Origin of the sequence: Winogradskyella sp., assembly GCF_013213835.1 — a bacterium.
Taxonomy (GTDB): domain Bacteria; phylum Bacteroidota; class Bacteroidia; order Flavobacteriales; family Flavobacteriaceae; genus Winogradskyella.
This window is the reverse complement of record NZ_JABSSU010000003.1, coordinates 1-17,287: the sequence shown is the minus strand read 5'-3', so window position 1 is coordinate 17,287 and position 17,287 is coordinate 1. Positions and strand designations below refer to the sequence as shown.

General features: G+C 32.6%; 19 protein-coding genes. 8 read left to right on the top strand and 11 right to left on the bottom strand.

Annotated elements, in window-relative coordinates; all coding sequences use genetic code 11:
* From asnB to HRU50_RS02910, 9 genes are all read right to left on the bottom strand, one after another.
* Positions 1 to 1,818 carry an asparagine synthase (glutamine-hydrolyzing) gene (gene asnB, locus HRU50_RS02950; RefSeq protein ID WP_296348006.1) on the bottom strand — a complete coding sequence of 606 codons (1,818 nt, stop codon included), beginning with the start codon at positions 1,816 to 1,818 and terminating at the stop codon, positions 1 to 3.
* A gap of 34 nt (positions 1,819 to 1,852) precedes the next feature.
* The gene (locus tag HRU50_RS02945; protein ID WP_296348005.1) at positions 1,853 to 3,232 is read right to left on the bottom strand and encodes a nucleotide sugar dehydrogenase; all 1,380 of its coding nucleotides are present in this window, start codon (positions 3,230 to 3,232) and stop codon (positions 1,853 to 1,855) included.
* Between the two features lie 76 nt (positions 3,233 to 3,308).
* Positions 3,309 to 4,334 carry an NAD-dependent epimerase gene (locus tag HRU50_RS02940; protein ID WP_296348003.1) on the bottom strand — a complete coding sequence of 342 codons (1,026 nt, stop codon included), beginning with the start codon at positions 4,332 to 4,334 and terminating at the stop codon, positions 3,309 to 3,311.
* Between the two features lie 83 nt (positions 4,335 to 4,417).
* Positions 4,418 to 4,795 carry a hypothetical protein gene (locus HRU50_RS02935; protein WP_296348001.1) on the bottom strand — a complete coding sequence of 126 codons (378 nt, stop codon included), beginning with the start codon at positions 4,793 to 4,795 and terminating at the stop codon, positions 4,418 to 4,420.
* Between the two features lie 7 nt (positions 4,796 to 4,802).
* Complete coding sequence (locus HRU50_RS02930) at positions 4,803 to 6,002, bottom strand: alanine dehydrogenase (protein WP_296347999.1); 1,200 nt, start codon at positions 6,000 to 6,002, stop codon at positions 4,803 to 4,805.
* Positions 6,003 to 6,077: 75 nt separating this feature from the next.
* The gene (locus HRU50_RS02925; protein WP_296347997.1) at positions 6,078 to 6,548 is read right to left on the bottom strand and encodes a hypothetical protein; all 471 of its coding nucleotides are present in this window, start codon (positions 6,546 to 6,548) and stop codon (positions 6,078 to 6,080) included.
* 25 nt (positions 6,549 to 6,573) lie between these two features.
* The gene (locus HRU50_RS02920; RefSeq protein WP_296347995.1) at positions 6,574 to 6,717 is read right to left on the bottom strand and encodes a hypothetical protein; all 144 of its coding nucleotides are present in this window, start codon (positions 6,715 to 6,717) and stop codon (positions 6,574 to 6,576) included.
* Between the two features lie 161 nt (positions 6,718 to 6,878).
* Positions 6,879 to 7,343, bottom strand: a complete 465-nt coding sequence (tsaE, locus tag HRU50_RS02915) for a tRNA (adenosine(37)-N6)-threonylcarbamoyltransferase complex ATPase subunit type 1 TsaE (RefSeq protein ID WP_296347991.1) — start codon at positions 7,341 to 7,343, stop codon at positions 6,879 to 6,881.
* 142 nt (positions 7,344 to 7,485) lie between these two features.
* Entirely contained in the window at positions 7,486 to 9,033 is a 1,548-nt protein-coding gene (locus tag HRU50_RS02910; protein ID WP_296347989.1) for a bifunctional response regulator/alkaline phosphatase family protein, read from the bottom strand.
* A 41-nt stretch (positions 9,034 to 9,074) separates the two neighbouring features.
* Here HRU50_RS02910 and HRU50_RS02905 point away from each other — a divergent pair, with 41 nt between their 5' ends.
* The 8 genes from HRU50_RS02905 to sucD all read left to right on the top strand — a co-directional run bounded on the left by HRU50_RS02905 (position 9,075) and on the right by sucD (position 16,464).
* Positions 9,075 to 10,304 (top strand): HD domain-containing protein, encoded by a 1,230-nt coding sequence (locus tag HRU50_RS02905; RefSeq protein WP_296347987.1) that lies wholly within the window; start codon positions 9,075 to 9,077, stop codon positions 10,302 to 10,304.
* 51 nt (positions 10,305 to 10,355) lie between these two features.
* Complete coding sequence (lpxD, locus tag HRU50_RS02900; RefSeq protein WP_296347986.1) at positions 10,356 to 11,384, top strand: UDP-3-O-(3-hydroxymyristoyl)glucosamine N-acyltransferase; 1,029 nt, start codon at positions 10,356 to 10,358, stop codon at positions 11,382 to 11,384.
* On the top strand, positions 11,371 to 12,777 hold the full coding sequence (locus HRU50_RS02895) for a bifunctional UDP-3-O-[3-hydroxymyristoyl] N-acetylglucosamine deacetylase/3-hydroxyacyl-ACP dehydratase (RefSeq protein WP_296347985.1): 1,407 nt from the start codon (positions 11,371 to 11,373) through the stop codon (positions 12,775 to 12,777). The genes lpxD and HRU50_RS02895 overlap by 14 nt, the downstream gene beginning before the upstream one ends.
* A 1-nt stretch (position 12,778) precedes the next feature.
* Positions 12,779 to 13,564 carry an acyl-ACP--UDP-N-acetylglucosamine O-acyltransferase gene (gene lpxA, locus HRU50_RS02890; protein ID WP_296347984.1) on the top strand — a complete coding sequence of 262 codons (786 nt, stop codon included), beginning with the start codon at positions 12,779 to 12,781 and terminating at the stop codon, positions 13,562 to 13,564.
* 30 nt (positions 13,565 to 13,594) lie between these two features.
* The gene (gene efp, locus HRU50_RS02885; RefSeq protein ID WP_296347982.1) at positions 13,595 to 14,161 is read left to right on the top strand and encodes an elongation factor P; all 567 of its coding nucleotides are present in this window, start codon (positions 13,595 to 13,597) and stop codon (positions 14,159 to 14,161) included.
* Positions 14,162 to 15,100: a UDP-3-O-(3-hydroxymyristoyl)glucosamine N-acyltransferase gene (locus HRU50_RS02880; RefSeq protein ID WP_296347981.1), complete on the top strand. Its 939-nt coding sequence runs from the start codon at positions 14,162 to 14,164 to the stop codon at positions 15,098 to 15,100. It abuts the gene before it with no gap.
* Positions 15,101 to 15,508 (top strand): nuclear transport factor 2 family protein, encoded by a 408-nt coding sequence (locus HRU50_RS02875; protein ID WP_296347979.1) that lies wholly within the window; start codon positions 15,101 to 15,103, stop codon positions 15,506 to 15,508.
* A gap of 83 nt (positions 15,509 to 15,591) precedes the next feature.
* Positions 15,592 to 16,464: a succinate--CoA ligase subunit alpha gene (sucD, locus tag HRU50_RS02870; protein ID WP_296347977.1), complete on the top strand. Its 873-nt coding sequence runs from the start codon at positions 15,592 to 15,594 to the stop codon at positions 16,462 to 16,464.
* Positions 16,465 to 16,539: 75 nt separating this feature from the next.
* Here the strand turns inward: sucD and HRU50_RS02865 are convergent, their stop codons facing one another.
* Both HRU50_RS02865 and HRU50_RS02860 read right to left on the bottom strand, forming a co-directional pair.
* Complete coding sequence (locus tag HRU50_RS02865; protein ID WP_296347975.1) at positions 16,540 to 16,989, bottom strand: hypothetical protein; 450 nt, start codon at positions 16,987 to 16,989, stop codon at positions 16,540 to 16,542.
* On the bottom strand, positions 16,982 to 17,287 hold a 306-nt coding region (locus HRU50_RS02860), incomplete at its 5' end, for an FtsX-like permease family protein (protein ID WP_296347974.1). The genes HRU50_RS02860 and HRU50_RS02865, both read right to left, overlap by 8 nt.

The following is a 17,287-nucleotide window of genomic DNA, read 5'->3' as shown; positions in this document are numbered from 1 at the left end:
CTATTTTAATTCATTTATTGAATTAAACTCAACATACCATTTACTAAGTACATATAACTTCCAAATGTTGGCAGTATGGTCTATATTGTGATTCATGTGTTCATCTAGCATTGTTTTAAATTTCTTAACATTTAAATTAGGAACAGAATTTAAAAATTCATCATTTAATGCTTTTAGAAACTCTTCTTTTAATTCTTTACGCATCCATTTCTCAATTGGAACAGCAAAACCTCTTTTGGGTTGATTAAATACGCTTTCTGGTATATAATCTTTAAGAATGTCTCTAAGTATTCTTTTTTGCCTCCCACTTTCATATTTAAAATGCATAGGTAGTATACGAGCGAATTCTACAATTCTATAATCAAGGAATGGACTTCTTACTTCAACAGAATAAGCCATGCTGGCTCTATCAACTTTAACATTACTGTCATTCTCTAACCAAAGTTTTATGTTTAAATCAGCTGCTTTTTGCAGAAAAATATTAGACCAATACTTATAACCTTGGTAATATTTCATCCAAGTCTGATTTTTATTCTTTAATAACATTCCTTTTCGTGAAAAAATGTTTTCTATAAAATCGTTTCTTGTTTTAGTATTTAAAGCATTAATAATGCGGTGAGAATCCATCTTGAATACTTTTAATACACCAGAAGCTACAACTAATCTCCTAAACCAATATGGTAAGTCCATAATGCGTTTATTCTTAACAAGAGAGTCAAAGTGCCCATAGCCGATAAAACTCTCATCACCACCATCACCTGATAATGCTACTGTGACATATTGTTTTGTCACTTTATTCAGTAATAATGAAGGTAAAGCAGAACTATCAGCAAATGGTTCATCATACACTTCTACGAGTTTAGGGATGAGATCTAAAAAGTCATCTGGTTTACAAATCGTTGTTTTGTGATTTGAAGTAATTATTTCTGCATATTTCTCAGCTATTTTACTCTCATCAAATTTTGATTCATTAAAACCGATAGAAAAAGTATTTATTTTTTTATCTGAAACTTTAGAAGCAATACTAGATATTAATGCGGAATCGATACCGCCGGAAAGAAAAGATCCGATCGGGACATCAGACTGAAGTCTTATTTTAACTGCATCACAAAGTAATTCATGTAATTTATTTTTAGCTTCTTCATAAGATATGTCTTGAATTTCAACTTTTTTTAAATTCCAATACTCTTCTATTAGTAATTCGTTAGTGTTAAAATCTAATTCCATATAATTACCAGGAGGAAGCTTAAAAACTTCCTCAACAATTGTATATGGACTTGGAACAAACATACAGTCTAAAAAAATAGAAACAGCATCTTTGTTTATCTTTTTCCCTCTTAACAATGGCTTTAGTTGACTACATATCTCAATTTCCTTTCCATTCCATGAATAATAAAATGGTTTCTGCCCCAATCTATCTCTAGCTGAAAATAGTTTATTCGTTTCTACGTTGTAGATGCTAAAGGCAAACATACCGTTAGCCTTATCGAGAATAGATTTACCCCAATGCTTATAACCAATTAAAAGAACCTCTGTGTCACTTTCGGTTTTAAATTCATAACCAAGTTCAAGAAGTTCTCTTTTAATCTCTTTGTAATTATAGATTTCACCATTAAAAACTATGGTCAAGCCATCATAGGTCATTGGTTGATTAGATCTAGGGTCTAAATCTAGAATCGCCAATCTCAAATGCCCAAAAGTGAGATTCTTAATATTTTCGATACCAGTATAGTCAGGTCCTCTATAAGATATAGAGTCAAGCTTTTCTTCTATAGTATTTTTTTCAAAAGGAATATTAGTTAAATATATACCACACATTGGCTCTTATTTAATGTAAGCGATAAAAGTTATTTTATTTGCCAATACCTGAATACTCAAAACCTAATTTAGTAGTCTCTTCTTCATTCAATATGTTTCTACCGTCAAAAATGAACGCTGGCTTTTTCATTGAATCGTAGATTTTTTTCCAATCATAAGTCTTAAACTCATCCCATTCTGTCATAATCGCGATTGCGTGAGCATCTTTTACCGCCTCATAAGGATTATTAAACGTATCTACAAGTTCTTGGTTTTCCTCTTCAGAACGTGTATTAAGGTAATTTAAATCTGCTTGAATTCTTTGCTCAGACACTTTAGGGTCATAAACAGCGATTTGAGCTTGTTCACTTAATAAATGGTCTGCGACGTAGATTGCAGCTGATTCTCTAGTGTCATTTGTGTCTTTTTTAAACGCCCAGCCAAGCATAGCGATCTTTTTACCAGAAACAGTATTATATAATGTGCTGATTAAATTATCTGAAAATCTTCGTTTTTGATGATCATTAAGTGTAATAACTTGCTCCCAATATTCAGCAACCTCAGTCAAACCGTAAGATCTAGCTATGTAAACTAAATTCAAGATGTCTTTTTGGAAACAAGAACCACCAAATCCAATAGAAGCACTTAAGAATTTCGGTCCAATTCTTGAGTCCATACCAATAGCTCGAGCTACCTCATTAACATCAGCTTCTGTTTTTTCACATAATTCAGAGATTGCATTTATTGAAGAAATTCTTTGTGCTAAAAAGGCGTTAGCCGTGAGTTTAGAGAGCTCTGATGACCAAACATTAGTTCTTAATATTCTTTCATCATCAACCCAAGCACCATAAACTTTAGCTAAAGATTCAATAGCTTCCTCAGACTCGCCACCAATTAAAACTCTATCTGGACTTAATAGATCTTCTATAGCGGTACCTTCTGCCAAAAATTCTGGGTTAGATAATATATCAAACTTAACATCATTGCCAGTATTATTTAAAATACTTTTAATTGCTTGAGCAGTTCTTACAGGCAACGTTGATTTTTCAACAACAATTTTATCTGTTGTAGCGACTTCTGCGATATTTCTGGCACACAATTCAACATATTTTAAATCCGCAGCCATACCTTTTCCTTTTCCATAGGTTTTAGTAGGTGTATTTACAGAGATAAAAATCATTTCTGATTCATCAATAGACTTATCTATTTCAGTAGAGAAATGTAAATTCTTTCCTCTCGTTTCTTTTACAATCTCAGCTAAACCTGGCTCATAGATTGGTAGTTGAGAAACATCTTCATTGTTCCATGCCGCAATGCGCTCAGCATTAATGTCTACAATAGTTACTTGTATGTTTGGATTCTTTTTAGCTATAACTGCCATAGTTGGACCACCAACGTAACCTGCACCTATACAGCATATTTTTGTAATCTTCATAATCTAAAAATTAGGGACTTGGATTATTTTATAATTTAAGTTTTTGAATTTTCCTAGTTGTGTAAAGATAAAATTATTAATTGGTAGAATAATAATCTTTAAACCAATCTATAAATGACTTTACACCTTTTTGAATTGACGTGTTTGGTCTGTAATTATAATCTTTAATAAGCTCGTCGACATCAGCCCATGTCTTTTCAACATCACCTGGTTGAATATCCATCATATTTTTCTCAGCTTCCTTACCAAGATTTAATTCTATTTCTTTAATAAAATCTAATAACTTAACAGAATTGTTATTTCCTATATTATAAACTTTATATAATTTTTTATTTGTTAAGCGAACTTCTGAGTCTTCCTCACAAATTCTCACCACACCTTCTACAATATCATCTACATAAGTAAAATCACGCTCCATCTTACCATGATTAAATACTTTTATTGGTCTGTCATTTACAATGGCGTCTGTAAACAGAAACATTGCCATATCTGGTCTTCCCCATGGTCCATAAACCGTAAAGAATCTTAAGCCAGTTGTTGGAATATTAAATAAGTGACTATAAGTATGCGCCATTAATTCATTACTCTTTTTTGTAGCAGCATAAAGACTGATTGGGTGATCTACATTATCATCTGTAGAGAACGGAATCTTTTTATTTAAACCATAAACACTCGAGCTACTTGCATATACTAAGTGTTTAATTTTATTATGTCGACAGCATTCTAAAATATTAAGAAAACCAACTAGATTAGCATCTACATAAGTTTCAGGATTTTCTAAGCTATATCTAACTCCTGCTTGTGCTGCTAAATTACATACCACATCAAATGTTTCCTGTTCAAAAAGCTTTGGTAAATTTTCTCGGTCTTCAAGATTCAGTCTTATGAACGAAAATCCAGTATCTGTGCTTTGACACTTAGCATTGAATACTTCAGCATCATTTCTGTTTATTCCTAGTTCATTTAATCTTGAATATTTCAGATTGACATCATAGTAATCATTAATATTATCTAGTCCTACGACAGTATGTCCTTTTTGAATAAGTACTTTTGAAGTGAAAAATCCGATAAAACCAGCTGCACCAGTTACTAATATTTTCATGTTAATAGCATTAATTAAATAGCTTTCAAATATGTGAATTTAGATTGACACTACTAAATTTTAAAAGCTATTATTTTATAAAATCAGTTGAACGTATGTTTTATGTCTATAAGTGTCGCAGTAGAATCACAATTTCTTAGTTTAAGTTCAAGATTCTGAGATTTATAGCTATTTTCTACAACATAAATTTTACAGGAATCTAAATTAGTATTACTTCTTGAAAAATCTACATTTCCATATTTAATTAAATTAACTATAGCGACTGAATCTAAATCATTTTCGTCAACAAATTTTGAAGTCTTATCAGTATATAAAATTGGTTTTGAGGAAATGTTTTTGGTGGTTCGGGCATTCGGACTGTAGTCACATGACGCTTCTTTTCCATTAAGAAAAAACATTAGAATTATAAGTCCAATTGAAAAACCGCCTAAATAATAGGCAAGACGTTGAGTAAATTTCATTGTAGCTTTAGAAAATTAATAAATTGGCATCATTATAATCTAAGCCAAACCATTCTGATACAGACTTATTTGTTAATATACCATGGTAAAAATACAAACCATTTTTCAGACCTCTATCAAATCTTAAAGCGTTTTCTAATCCACCATGTTCACCAATTTCTAACAAGTATGGTGTGAATATATTACTTATTGATACCGAGGCAGTTCTAGAGTATCTTGCAGGAATGTTTGGAACACAATAATGGGTAACGCCATTATATTCAAATGTTGGGTGGTCGTGTGTGGTAACCTCACTCGTCTCAAAACATCCACCCATATCAATGCTTACATCAATAACTACAGATCCAGGTTTCATGTGATCTACCATAGCTTCTGTAACAACGATTGGTGAACGATTACTTCCTCTTACAGCACCAATTGCGACATCACATCTTTTCAAAGATTTCAATAAACTTTTTGGTTGCATCGTGGAGGTGTAAATATTTCTACCAAGATTATTTTGAACACATCTTAATTTCGTGATAGAACTATCAAACATTTTTACGTTAGCACCTAAACCGATAGCTGATCTCGCAGCAAATTCACCTACAGTTCCTGCGCCTAATATAACTACTTCAGTAGGTGGAACACCATTGATATTTCCCATCATAAGTCCATTACCGCCATTGACATTAGATAGTATCTCTGAGGCAATTAAAATAGAAGCAGTCCCTGCTATTTCACTCAAAGATCGCACAGCTGGATAAGCACCATCATCGTCTTTAATGTATTCAAAAGCTAAAGCAGTAACTCTTTTCTTAGCTAATGCTTCAAAATAATCTTTACTCTGAGTTTTTATCTGCAAGGCAGAGATTAATATGGTTTGCGGATTTATAAGTGCAATTTCATCTAATGATGGAGGTTCAACTTTTAATATAATAGGGCATGAGTATACTTTAGCAGTATCTTTTGTGACCTCTGCACCAGCTTCACTATAATCTTTATCCTTAAAATTTGCACCATCACCAGCACCAGATTCTAGAAGTACACGGTGTCCGTTAGCAGTAAGTGCAGAAACCGCATCCGGAGTTAAACAAACTCTTCTTTCTTGAAAATGTGTTTCTTTAGGAATACCTATAAAAAGTTCTCCTTTTTGTCTAAGAATCTCAAGTGTCTCTTCTTGTGGTAATAATTGAGCTTTTGTAAATGGTGATAACGGCTTACTCATTTAGCTAGATAATATTAAGTCATCTGCAAGATAGCAAAACACTTTCACAGTTTATTCTATTCTAGATCAAATTTATTAGAAGTATTGTTTTACTTTTCCCCAAACAGTTTTAGGTTTAATCATAAATTCTTCTTCTAATTCTTCCATGGTTTTGTCATGGTCATTGATCTTATTAAACATTCGCGCTCTAATAAGATATATTGAAGGAAATACTATTGCCATGATTGGTAATAGATAAATGATTTGAAATTCATCCATAAATACAATATCATCGTTTATGGCTCCAATGCATTGAAAAGAAAACATTGTAATTGGTATGATTAAAACATGATACCACCAATGCTTACATGTAAAAAACCAAATTAAAGATAGTAATAAGGGAATGATTTTCATGGATAGGACCCAAAATGCAACATTGGCACTTCCATATCCCTCACTTTTATATGTACCGAAGATTGTGTTCCATTCTTGTTCATCTGGTACATATTCATATAGATAAAACAAAAAAGGAGTAGCGGCTACCATTGTAGCCACTAAACTCCCCATTAAAATTCTTTTGTTGTAAAACTTCTTATCCCCAAGTTGGAACTTTGAGTTTTCTTTTGTCAACTTGTGCTTTACTTTGTCCATCTAAGTCAATGATATTTGTTGCCTGTGCAGTAAATAACATTCCACCGAAAATAGCAATTGCTAATACTAATTTTTTAGTTTTCATAATTCAAGGGATTTAAATTAATTAATTATAACACAAAGTTATCTTGTTAGATAATAGGTTAGAAATCAACAATTGTTAAAATCCGATGAAACTGTAGATTTTAATTACGGTTTTCCCGTAACACATCTATCTACTCGTAGAGATGTTATTTGAAAATTTGTCTATAAATTTACTTCTGTTTCGGCTGTATTAAGGGTTAAACGTTCTTGATCTATGGTTAATTTGAGGGATCTTTTATTTTCTTCAATAACTTTAATTTCAATTGATTGAGCATCGGCAGGTAAAAGTTCTTCAACATTTTCTGGCCATTCTGCAAATATCCATTGACTTGAATTTAAGTATTCTTCAATTCCAAAATTATAAGCCTCTTCAATTGATTCAATTCTATAAAAATCAAAGTGATATACTTTGTCATTCAAAACTTCATACTCATTTACAATTGAAAATGTAGGACTTGTAGCGCTATCAGTACTTCCCATAACATCTAATAATGCATTGATAAATGTGGTTTTACCAGCACCAATATCACCATGAAATAATATGGTCTTTGAAGTGAAATTTTTCAAGACCTTCTTTGCTACTTCATGTATTTCATCTAAATGATATGTGAATTTTAGGTTTTGCAAGGGTCATTATTATAATTTGGAAGAACAATATTATAAATAAAAAATGATAAAACCTAGAAAAAAGTGCATTTCGTCGGTTTTTTAATACACTTTAAAGATGTTTGTCAATTTCAAGATTATCAAATGTTAACCCTTTTTTATACTATTTAGGATCTAAAACAACAAACGGTATTATCATTTCTTCAAGTGAGACTCCACCATGTTGATAGGTGTTTCTGTAATAACTTACATAATGATTAAAGTTGTTTGGATAGGCTAAAAACATATCACCTTTAGCAAAAATAAACGAGCTGCTCATAGATAATGACGGTAGATGTATGGACTTAGGATTTTTTATGGCGAGCACATCTTTATCTTGATAAGTAAGACTACGGCCTGTTTTATATCTCAAATTCAGGCTTGTATCTCTATCTCCGATCACCTTAGATGGCGCTTTTACATTTATGGTACCGTGATCTGTGGTTAAAATAAGTTTGAAGCCTAACTGTTGAGAAAGCTGAATCATTTCAAGTAGAGGAGAGTTCTTAAACCAACTTACAGTTAGTGAACGATATGCTTTGTTATTGGATGCTAATTCTTTTACAACTTCCATTTCTGTCTTAGAATGTGATAACATATCTACAAAATTATATACGATAACACTTAGATCATTATTTTTGAGTCCTCGGAAGTTATCTACGAGTTTCTTTCCAGATTTTAAATTAGTGATTTTATGATATTCGTAGTTAATATGATTCAATCCTAAACGCTTAAGTTGCTCTCTAAGAAAATCATCTTCATGCATGTTCTTTCCTCCTTCATCTATATCGTTTTTCCAATATTGAGGAAAAAGACTCTCCATATCTGCAGGCATTAGACCTGAGAATATAGCATTTCTGGCATATTGCGTCGCTGTTGGTAAAATACTGTAGAATGATATTTCTGATGACTTCTTATAATAATTGTTAACAATTGGTTCGAAGGCTTTCCATTGATCATATCTTAGATTGTCGATTACAACTAAAACTGTCGGTTGTTGATCACTCAATTCTGGTACTACTTTTTCCTTAAAAAGTGTATGTGACATTACTGGTGAATCGGTATTAGGCTGAAACCAATCTTCGTAATTTTTTTCTATAAACTTACCAAATTGAATATTTGCTTCTGTCTTTTGCGATTCTAAGATATCTGTCATTCCAATGTCTTCAATATTTTCTAACTGTAATTCCCAATAAATTAGTTTTTGATACAGTTCTACCCATTCATCATAAGAATTAACCATAGATAAATCCATGGCGATTTTCCTAAATTCTTGTTGATAGTTAGACGTTGTTTTTTCTGAAATTAATCTTGAATGATCAAGGTTTTTCTTCAAGCTTAATAATATCTGATTTGGGTTTACAGGTTTAATGAGATAATCTGCTATCTTACTACCAATAGCTTCTTCCATTATATATTCTTCTTCACTTTTGGTAATCATTACCACAGGAAGATTAGCACGTTTCTCCTTTATTTCATTTAAGGTTTCAAGACCTGTAAGTCCAGGCATATTTTCATCTAAAAATACTATATCAAAGTTAGTGTTATTAATAATTTCTAAAGCCTCAGTACCACTTTGACACGTTGTAACATGATATTCTTTTTTCTCTAAAAAAATGATGTGCGGTTTTAATAAATCTATTTCATCGTCTACCCAAAGAATGTTTATCATGTTACGTATATTTGTTTTTTAATTAATGAATTTATAAAGTTTTGCCTACAAAGAATAAGCTCAAAATATTTAACGATCCAATTTACGGATTTATTACGATTCCCAATTCATTAATTTTCGACCTCATTCAGCATAAATACTTTCAGAGATTACGTAGAATAACCCAAATGGGATTATCATATTTGGTGTATCCTGGTGCGCATCATACAAGATTTCATCATGCACTCGGTAGTATGTATTTAATGCAAAATGCGATTAATGTGCTTCGTTTTAAAGATGTTAGCATCTCTGAGGAAGAAGAAAATGGATTGCTTATTGCCATTCTATTGCATGACATCGGTCATGGTCCATTTTCACATGCCATGGAACATAGTATTGTAAATGGCATTTCGCACGAGGAGATTTCACTTCGATTTATGGAAGAATTGAATGATGAGTTTAACGGAAGTTTAACTTTAGCTATTCAAATGTTTAAAGGAGAATACCCGAGAAAATTTATGTGTCAGTTAATATCTAGTCAATTAGATATGGATAGGGCAGATTACTTAAAACGAGATAGCTTTTACACAGGAGTTGCCGAAGGAAATATTAATAGTGAGCGCCTAATAACTATGTTAAATGTTATAAATGACGAATTAGTAATAGAAGAAAAAGGAATTTACAGCGTAGAAAAGTTTTTGGTAGCAAGACGATTTATGTATTGGCAAGTTTACTTACACAAGACTAGCTTGGTTGCCGAGCAATTAATAACTCGAGTACTAAAAAGAGCTAATGAATTGGTAAATCAAGGTGTGAATTTAAAATGTAGTGATGCCTTAAACTATTTTCTTAAAGGTGATATTAACCAGAGTTCTTTTGATGTGGAAACTTTAAAGACCTTCTCGTATCTAGACGACTATGACCTTGTTTCTGCATTGAAAGATTGGCAATTTCATAAAGATTTTGTTTTAAGTAATCTCTGCGATATGATTATCAATAGAGATTTGTTGCGTATTAAATTCAGAAATAAGCCTATTAAAAGATCTGAGTTAAAAACTCATGAAACAGAATTAATAGAAAAGTACGATATCTCGAAGAATGAGGCAGAATATTTTGTGTTTGATGGAAAAATAACAAACCAAGCATACCAGAATAATAAAGAACATATAAAAATATTGTATAAGTCAGGCAAAATCAAGGATATAGTAAAGGCTTCAGATCAATTAAGTTCAAAAGCTTTTTCTAAACCAATAACGAAATATTATATATGTTATCCTAAAAAGAAAATGTGATACATTTTTTCTATTTTTGCGAAAATCAAGCTCTAACTTAAAATCAATTCATTGAAGTTTACAGCAGAACAAATTGCAGGTATTTTAGAAGGAACTGTAGTAGGTGATTCTAATGCAGAAGTATCTAAACTCGCAAAAATCGAAGAAGGCACGAATGGTTCATTGACCTTTTTGGCTAATCCAAAGTACAAGTCATATATATATAAAACTAAAGCATCTATCACAATAGTTAATTCTGATTTTGAACCTGAGGAAGAATTATCAACTACATTAATTAAGGTTGATGATGCATATGGTGCATTCACTAAGCTATTAGAATATTACAACCAAATAAAATTAAACAAGTCTGGTGTTGAACAACCTAGTTTTGTTTCAGAATCTGCCACCATTGGCGATAACATCTACATTGGTGCGTTTACTTATATAGGTGATAATGTTACAATAGGTAAGAATGTAAAGATTTTCCCAAGTTCATATATTGGTGATAACGTTACAATAGGTGATAATACTATAGTATTTTCTGGTGGGAAAATTTATTCAGATTGTATAGTGGGAAATAATTGTGTGATTAATTCAGGTGCAATTATTGGTGCAGATGGATTTGGTTTTGCTCCAAATGAAAAAGGTGAATACTCAAAAGTCCCCCAAATTGGTAATGTTATACTTGAAGACAATGTAGATATAGGTGCCGGAACCACAATAGACAGAGCTACTTTAGGTTCTACGGTTATTAGAAAAGGTGTTAAGCTTGATAATCAAATTCAAATTGCCCATAACGTAGAAATAGGAAAAAATACTGTAATTGCAGCTCAAACCGGAATTGCGGGATCTACTAAAATTGGAGAGAATTGTCAAATTGGTGGTCAAGTAGGAATTGTAGGTCATATTTCTATTGGCAATAATGTAAAAATTCAAGCGCAATCTGGTATCGGCAGAAATGTGAAAGATAATGAGGTATTACAAGGCTCACCAGCGCTTACTTATGGAGATTACAACAAATCTTATGTATACTTTAAAAATTTACCTAAGATTGTGAAAAATATAAACGAAATTGAAAAGAAAGTAAATGGCGATAATTAAAACTGAAAATAAACAGAAGACCATTGAAAAAGAAATAACTCTAAAAGGTGTAGGATTACATACCGGAACAGAAGTTACTTTAGTGTTTAAACCAGGTGCAGAAAACTCTGGTTTTATTTTTGAAAGAATTGATTTAGAAGGAAGCCCAAAGATTGAGGCTGACGCAAACTATGTGACCAATACGCAACGTGGTACTTGCTTAGAGAAAAACGGTGTTACCATTCAAACGTGTGAGCATGTATTAGCTGCTTTAGTTGGTTTAGATATAGATAATGTGTTAATTGAATTAAATGCATCAGAGCCACCCATTATGGATGGTTCGTCAAAGTTTTTTGTCGAAGCATTAGAAGAAGCTGGAGTTGTAGAACAAGATGCATTCACAGAAGAGTATGTAGTAAAAGATGTGGTTTCTTATACCGATGAATCTACTGGTAGCGAAATTATTTTAATGCCTTCAAACACATATAAAGTGACAACGATGGTAGATTTTGGAACCAAAGTTCTAGGTACTCAAAATGCAACTATGAATTCTATTTCAGAGTTTAAGGATGAAATATCAGATTCAAGAACTTTTAGTTTTTTACATGAACTAGAAATGCTACTTGAGCATGGTTTAATTAAAGGTGGTGATTTAAACAATGCTATTGTGTATGTAGATAAAGAATTATCTGCTGAAACAATGGATAAACTACGCGATGCCTTTAATAAAGAAAATATTGCTGTCAAACCTAACGGTATTTTAGACAACCTTACGTTGCATCACCCTAATGAAGCGGCTAGACATAAACTATTAGATGTCGTTGGTGATTTAGCGCTTATCGGAACAAAAATACGAGGTAAAGTTATTGCGAATAAACCTGGACACTTTGTAAATACCCAATTTGCAAAGAAAATGTCTAAAATCATTAAGAATGAGAGACGTAATAATGTACCGCAAATAGATTTGAATTCTGCACCTTTAATGGATGTAAATCAAATCATGAATATGCTACCGCATAGACAGCCATTTCTGTTATTAGATAAAGTCTACGAGCTTACTGATAATCATGTAATCGGCATGAAAAATGTCACAATGAACGAAGAGTTCTTTAGAGGTCATTTTCCAGGTGCACCAGTAATGCCAGGTGTTTTAATAGTTGAGGCAATGGCACAAACCGGGGGAATATTAGTATTAAGTACAGTCCCGGATCCTGAAAATTACTTAACGTTCTTTATGAAGATTGATAAAGTTAAGTTTAAGCAAAAAGTCGTTCCTGGTGATACACTAATCTTTAAGTGTGAGTTAATAACACCAATAAGAAGAGGCATTTGCCATATGCAAGGTTACGCCTATGCAAACGGTAAATTATGTGCAGAAGCCGAATTAATGGCGCAAATAAGTAAAGTAAAGTAACATGAACCAACCATTAGCATACGTACATCCGGGAGCAAAAATTGCAAAAAATGTAGTTATTGAGCCGTTTACAACCATTCACAGTAATGTAGTAATTGGTGAAGGTACTTGGATTGGTAGTAACGTTACTATCATGGAAGGTGCCAGAATCGGGAAGAACTGTAACATTTTCCCAGGTGCTGTAATCTCAGCAATTCCACAAGATTTAAAATATAACGACGAAGAGACTACGGTTGAAATAGGTGATAATGTTACCATTAGAGAATGTGTGACGATTAACCGAGGTACTACAGACAAAATGAAAACTGTTGTTGGTAACAATTGTTTAATTATGGCTTATAGTCATATAGCTCATGATTGTATTGTCGGTGATTATTGTATTTTTTCTAATAATACAACTCTAGCCGGTCATGTAACAATTGGTGACAATGTGGTTTTGGCTGGTATGGTTGCTGTGCATCAGTTCGCTTCTGTTGGTAATCATGCTTTTGTTACTGGTGGTTCACTGGTTAGAAAGGATGTACCACCTTATGTAAAAGCTGCACGCGAGCCTTTATCTTATGTTGGTATCAATTCTGTTGGCTTGAGACGCCGAGGTTTTTCTACAGAAAAGATTAGAGAAATTCAAAACATTTATAGAATTCTGTATCAAAAAAATTACAACAATACTCAAGCTTCAGAGATTATTGAAGCTGAAATGGAAGCTACACCGGAACGTGATGAAATTCTTCAATTCATTAAGAATTCTCACCGCGGAATTATGAAAGGCTATTTCAAATCAAACTAAAAAATAAAATTAAACTACGAAAAACGAATTATGGCAAGTACTTCAGATATTAGAAATGGTTTATGTATAAAATATAACCATGATATTTATAAAATTATAGAATTTCTTCATGTAAAGCCAGGTAAAGGTCCTGCATTTGTAAGAACAAAATTAAAGAGTGTTACTACTGGAAAAGTTATTGATAATACATTTTCTGCAGGTCACAAAATTGATGATGTGAGAGTAGAAACACATAAATTTCAATATTTGTATAACGATGGTGAATACTACCATTTTATGAATGAAGCTGATTATTCTCAAATTCAACTTACCGAAGGTGCTTTAGATAGACCAGATTTGATGAAAGAAGGTGAAGTGGTAACCATTCAAATAAACTCTGAAGACAATATGCCACTTTCTGTTGATATGCCTGCTAGTGTTATATTGGAAGTAACTCACACAGAGCCTGGTGTAAAGGGAAATACTGCTACAAATGCAACTAAACCTGCTACTGTAGAAACAGGTGCCACGGTTAACGTTCCTTTATTTATTAACGAAGGAGATAAAATTAAAATAGAAACGGAAAAAGGGACTTATAAAGAGCGTATTAAGGAATAGATGAAATTTCCTAAACCATATAAGCTTAAGGACATAGCTAAAATAATCGGTTCTGAATTTGTAGGTCCAGCCAACTTCCCTGTGCATGGCATGAATGAAATTCATGTTGTAGAACCTGGTGATATAGTCTTTGTAGATCACCCAAAATATTATGATAAAGCGTTAAAGTCTGCCGCAACTATTGTGCTAATCAATAAGGAAGTTGACTGTCCTGAAGGAAAAGCGCTTTTAGTTAGTGAAGATCCATTTAGAGATTTTAATAAGCTAACTAAACACTTTCAGCCTTTTAAATCTTCAAGTGTTTCTATATCTGACTCGGCTAAGATTGGACATAATACAGTAATACAACCTAATTGTTTTATAGGGCATAACGTTGTTATAGGTGACAACTGTGTCATCCACTCAAATGTAAGTGTTTATGATAATACCATTATTGGCGATAATGTTATTATTCATGCTGGTACTGTTCTTGGGGGAAGCGCATTTTATTATAAAAAACGTCCAGAAGGTTTTGATCAATTACTTTCTGGTGGTAGAGTAGTCATAGAAGATAATGTTGGTATTGGGGCATCTTGCACAATAGATAAAGGTGTTACTGCCGATACTACCATTAAAAGAGGTACCAAGATTGATAATTTGGTGCAAATAGGACATGATACTATAGTTGGGGAAAAATGTTTAATCGCTTCGCAAGTTGGTATAGCTGGTTGTGTTGTAATTGGCAACGAAGTGACCATTTGGGGTCAAGTTGGTATTACGAGTGGTATTACTATAGGTGACAAAACAGTCATTTCTGCTAAATCAGGAGTTAGTAAATCCTTAGAAGGAAACAAACATTATTTTGGGATTCCGGCAGAAGATTTCAGAACTAAGTATAAAGAGATTGCTAATATTAAGCAAATACCCGAAATTTTAAGATTGTTAAAAGAAAAACAATAAATGGATTTAAAAAACATTGTAAAAAAATACTATGAGACAGATTTCGCAAATACTGCAGAAGCTATAAATGATTTTCTTCATAAAGATTGCAAAATTCATTGGCATAGTAGTAAAGGTTATAATGAATATGTGGCTACCGAAATTAAGTCAATGTTTAAGGATGTTTATAATACATACGAATCTTTTAGACCCGAAATAAGCCACATGTTACAAGATGGTAATTTTGTAACAACACGTTATACTTTGTATGGTAGTACTATTGAAACACCAGACACAGAAAACCCTATTGCGCATTTTATAACGATATGGGAATTAAAAGATGGTAAGCTTTTTAGTGGTCATGAGATAAGCCAACTGGCAGATGATAGTGAAGCAAGCCTTAGTTCATTTGAACAAAAAAAAGTTTAATATTTATTTAAATAAAAACAGAAATAATGAGTGTAAAACTTGTTATTTTTGCACAGTATTAATTTAAAACTATAAAAAATACCATGAGTGTATTAGTTAATAAAGATTCAAAAATAATTGTTCAAGGATTTACAGGAAGCGAAGGAACGTTTCATGCGGGTCAAATGATTGAGTATGGCACCAATGTAGTTGGTGGTGTAACACCAGGGAAAGGTGGTCAGACTCACTTAGATAAACCAGTTTTCAATACAGTTTCTGAAGCTGTTGAAAAAGTAGGTGCAGATACAACTATTATTTTTGTTCCACCGGCATTTGCTGCAGACGCTATTATGGAAGCTGCTGATGCTGGAATAAAAGTTATTATTACTATTACAGAAGGTATTCCTGTAGCTGATATGATTAAAGCTGCCGACTACATTAAAGACAAAGGATGTAGATTGGTAGGTCCTAACTGTCCTGGAGTAATTACACCAGGTGAAGCAAAAGTTGGTATTATGCCAGGTTTTGTTTTTAAGCAAGGTAAAGTAGGTATTGTGTCAAAATCAGGTACATTAACATATGAAGCTGCTGACCAAGTTGTGAAACAAGGTTTAGGAATTACAACTGCAATTGGTATTGGCGGTGACCCTATTATTGGTACAACGACTAAAGAAGCTGTTGAGTTATTAATTAATGACCCAGAAACTGAAGCTGTTGTAATGATAGGTGAAATCGGTGGTCAGTTAGAAGCTGATGCTGCAAAATGGTATCAAGAAAGTGGTAGCTCTAAACCTGTTGTAGGTTTTATTGCTGGTGAAACTGCACCTGCAGGACGCACAATGGGACATGCTGGTGCTATTGTTGGTGGTAGTGATGATACTGCTCAAGCTAAGAAAGCTATTATGAGAGATTGTGGTATCCATGTTGTTGATTCACCTGCTGAAATAGGTAAAAAAGTTGCAGAAGTATTGGGTTAATTCCTTTTACTTGTAGACATAAAAAAATCCGATTGTTTAGGCAATCGGATTTTTTTATGTAGATATAATTTGTTTTTAATAGTCTATAAGTTCTCCAGTAACATCATTCATAATATAATTACATTGGTCAACATCATCAGCATTTAATTTTAGTGTACCAGTAATAACAATGACCTGATCTGTTTTAAAGTCTGGTTTTTCTTTAAAATTAACTTCTATAACAGTTTCAGGGCCAGCACCTCCACAAAAAAAACAAGAAGCCATAGGCTGTTTAGAGAGTAAAAGCACTTCTCCATTACCTGCTATATCTAAAAAATAACCAACTATTCTTACTTTTTTACCATCAAGACTTCTTATGGTTTCTCCGAATTCTGGTACCAAAAAAAATGTACCGTATTCTTCATTATAAACTCTATTGAATTTAACATCAGATAAATCATACCATGTCATTTCTTCTTGAGCAGTCACTATCGAACTACTAAAAAAAATGATTGATAGAACTAAGACTATTTTTTTACTAAGCATCTGATAAAGTTTTAGCAACGTTTAATTTAAAAATTGATACTGAAGCCAGTAGTGTGGCTACGAGAGTTATTACAAAGATAATGCCGAAGAACATTAACTCAAATTTATCTGGAGATAATAGCTCTAAATAATAGCCATTAGTCCCTTGCATATACTCAGACACAAACCAAATTCCAATTCTACCTAAAATCCAACCTAAGATAAATCCGATGATAGATATAAAAACACCTTCTAATAATACGGACAATAAAATCTTTGGTGTACCTAGACCATAGGTTCTTAATAAGGCTAACTCTTT

Excerpts from the sequence above, each read along its gene's own strand:
- asnB (WP_296348006.1), bottom strand. The coding sequence starts at position 1,818 with ATGTGTGGTATATATTTAACTAATATTCCTTTTGAAAAAAATACTATA.
- HRU50_RS02945 (WP_296348005.1), bottom strand. The coding sequence starts at position 3,232 with ATGAAGATTACAAAAATATGCTGTATAGGTGCAGGTTACGTTGGTGGT.
- HRU50_RS02940 (WP_296348003.1), bottom strand. The coding sequence starts at position 4,334 with ATGAAAATATTAGTAACTGGTGCAGCTGGTTTTATCGGATTTTTCACT.
- HRU50_RS02935 (WP_296348001.1), bottom strand. The coding sequence starts at position 4,795 with ATGAAATTTACTCAACGTCTTGCCTATTATTTAGGCGGTTTTTCAATT.
- HRU50_RS02930 (WP_296347999.1), bottom strand. The coding sequence starts at position 6,002 with ATGAGTAAGCCGTTATCACCATTTACAAAAGCTCAATTATTACCACAA.
- HRU50_RS02925 (WP_296347997.1), bottom strand. The coding sequence starts at position 6,548 with ATGGGGAGTTTAGTGGCTACAATGGTAGCCGCTACTCCTTTTTTGTTT.
- HRU50_RS02920 (WP_296347995.1), bottom strand. The coding sequence starts at position 6,717 with ATGAAAACTAAAAAATTAGTATTAGCAATTGCTATTTTCGGTGGAATG.
- HRU50_RS02910 (WP_296347989.1), bottom strand. The coding sequence starts at position 9,033 with ATGATAAACATTCTTTGGGTAGACGATGAAATAGATTTATTAAAACCG.
- HRU50_RS02895 (WP_296347985.1), top strand. The coding sequence starts at position 11,371 with ATGGCGATAATTAAAACTGAAAATAAACAGAAGACCATTGAAAAAGAA.
- lpxA (WP_296347984.1), top strand. The coding sequence starts at position 12,779 with ATGAACCAACCATTAGCATACGTACATCCGGGAGCAAAAATTGCAAAA.
- efp (WP_296347982.1), top strand. The coding sequence starts at position 13,595 with ATGGCAAGTACTTCAGATATTAGAAATGGTTTATGTATAAAATATAAC.
- HRU50_RS02880 (WP_296347981.1), top strand. The coding sequence starts at position 14,162 with ATGAAATTTCCTAAACCATATAAGCTTAAGGACATAGCTAAAATAATC.
- HRU50_RS02875 (WP_296347979.1), top strand. The coding sequence starts at position 15,101 with ATGGATTTAAAAAACATTGTAAAAAAATACTATGAGACAGATTTCGCA.
- sucD (WP_296347977.1), top strand. The coding sequence starts at position 15,592 with ATGAGTGTATTAGTTAATAAAGATTCAAAAATAATTGTTCAAGGATTT.
- HRU50_RS02865 (WP_296347975.1), bottom strand. The coding sequence starts at position 16,989 with ATGCTTAGTAAAAAAATAGTCTTAGTTCTATCAATCATTTTTTTTAGT.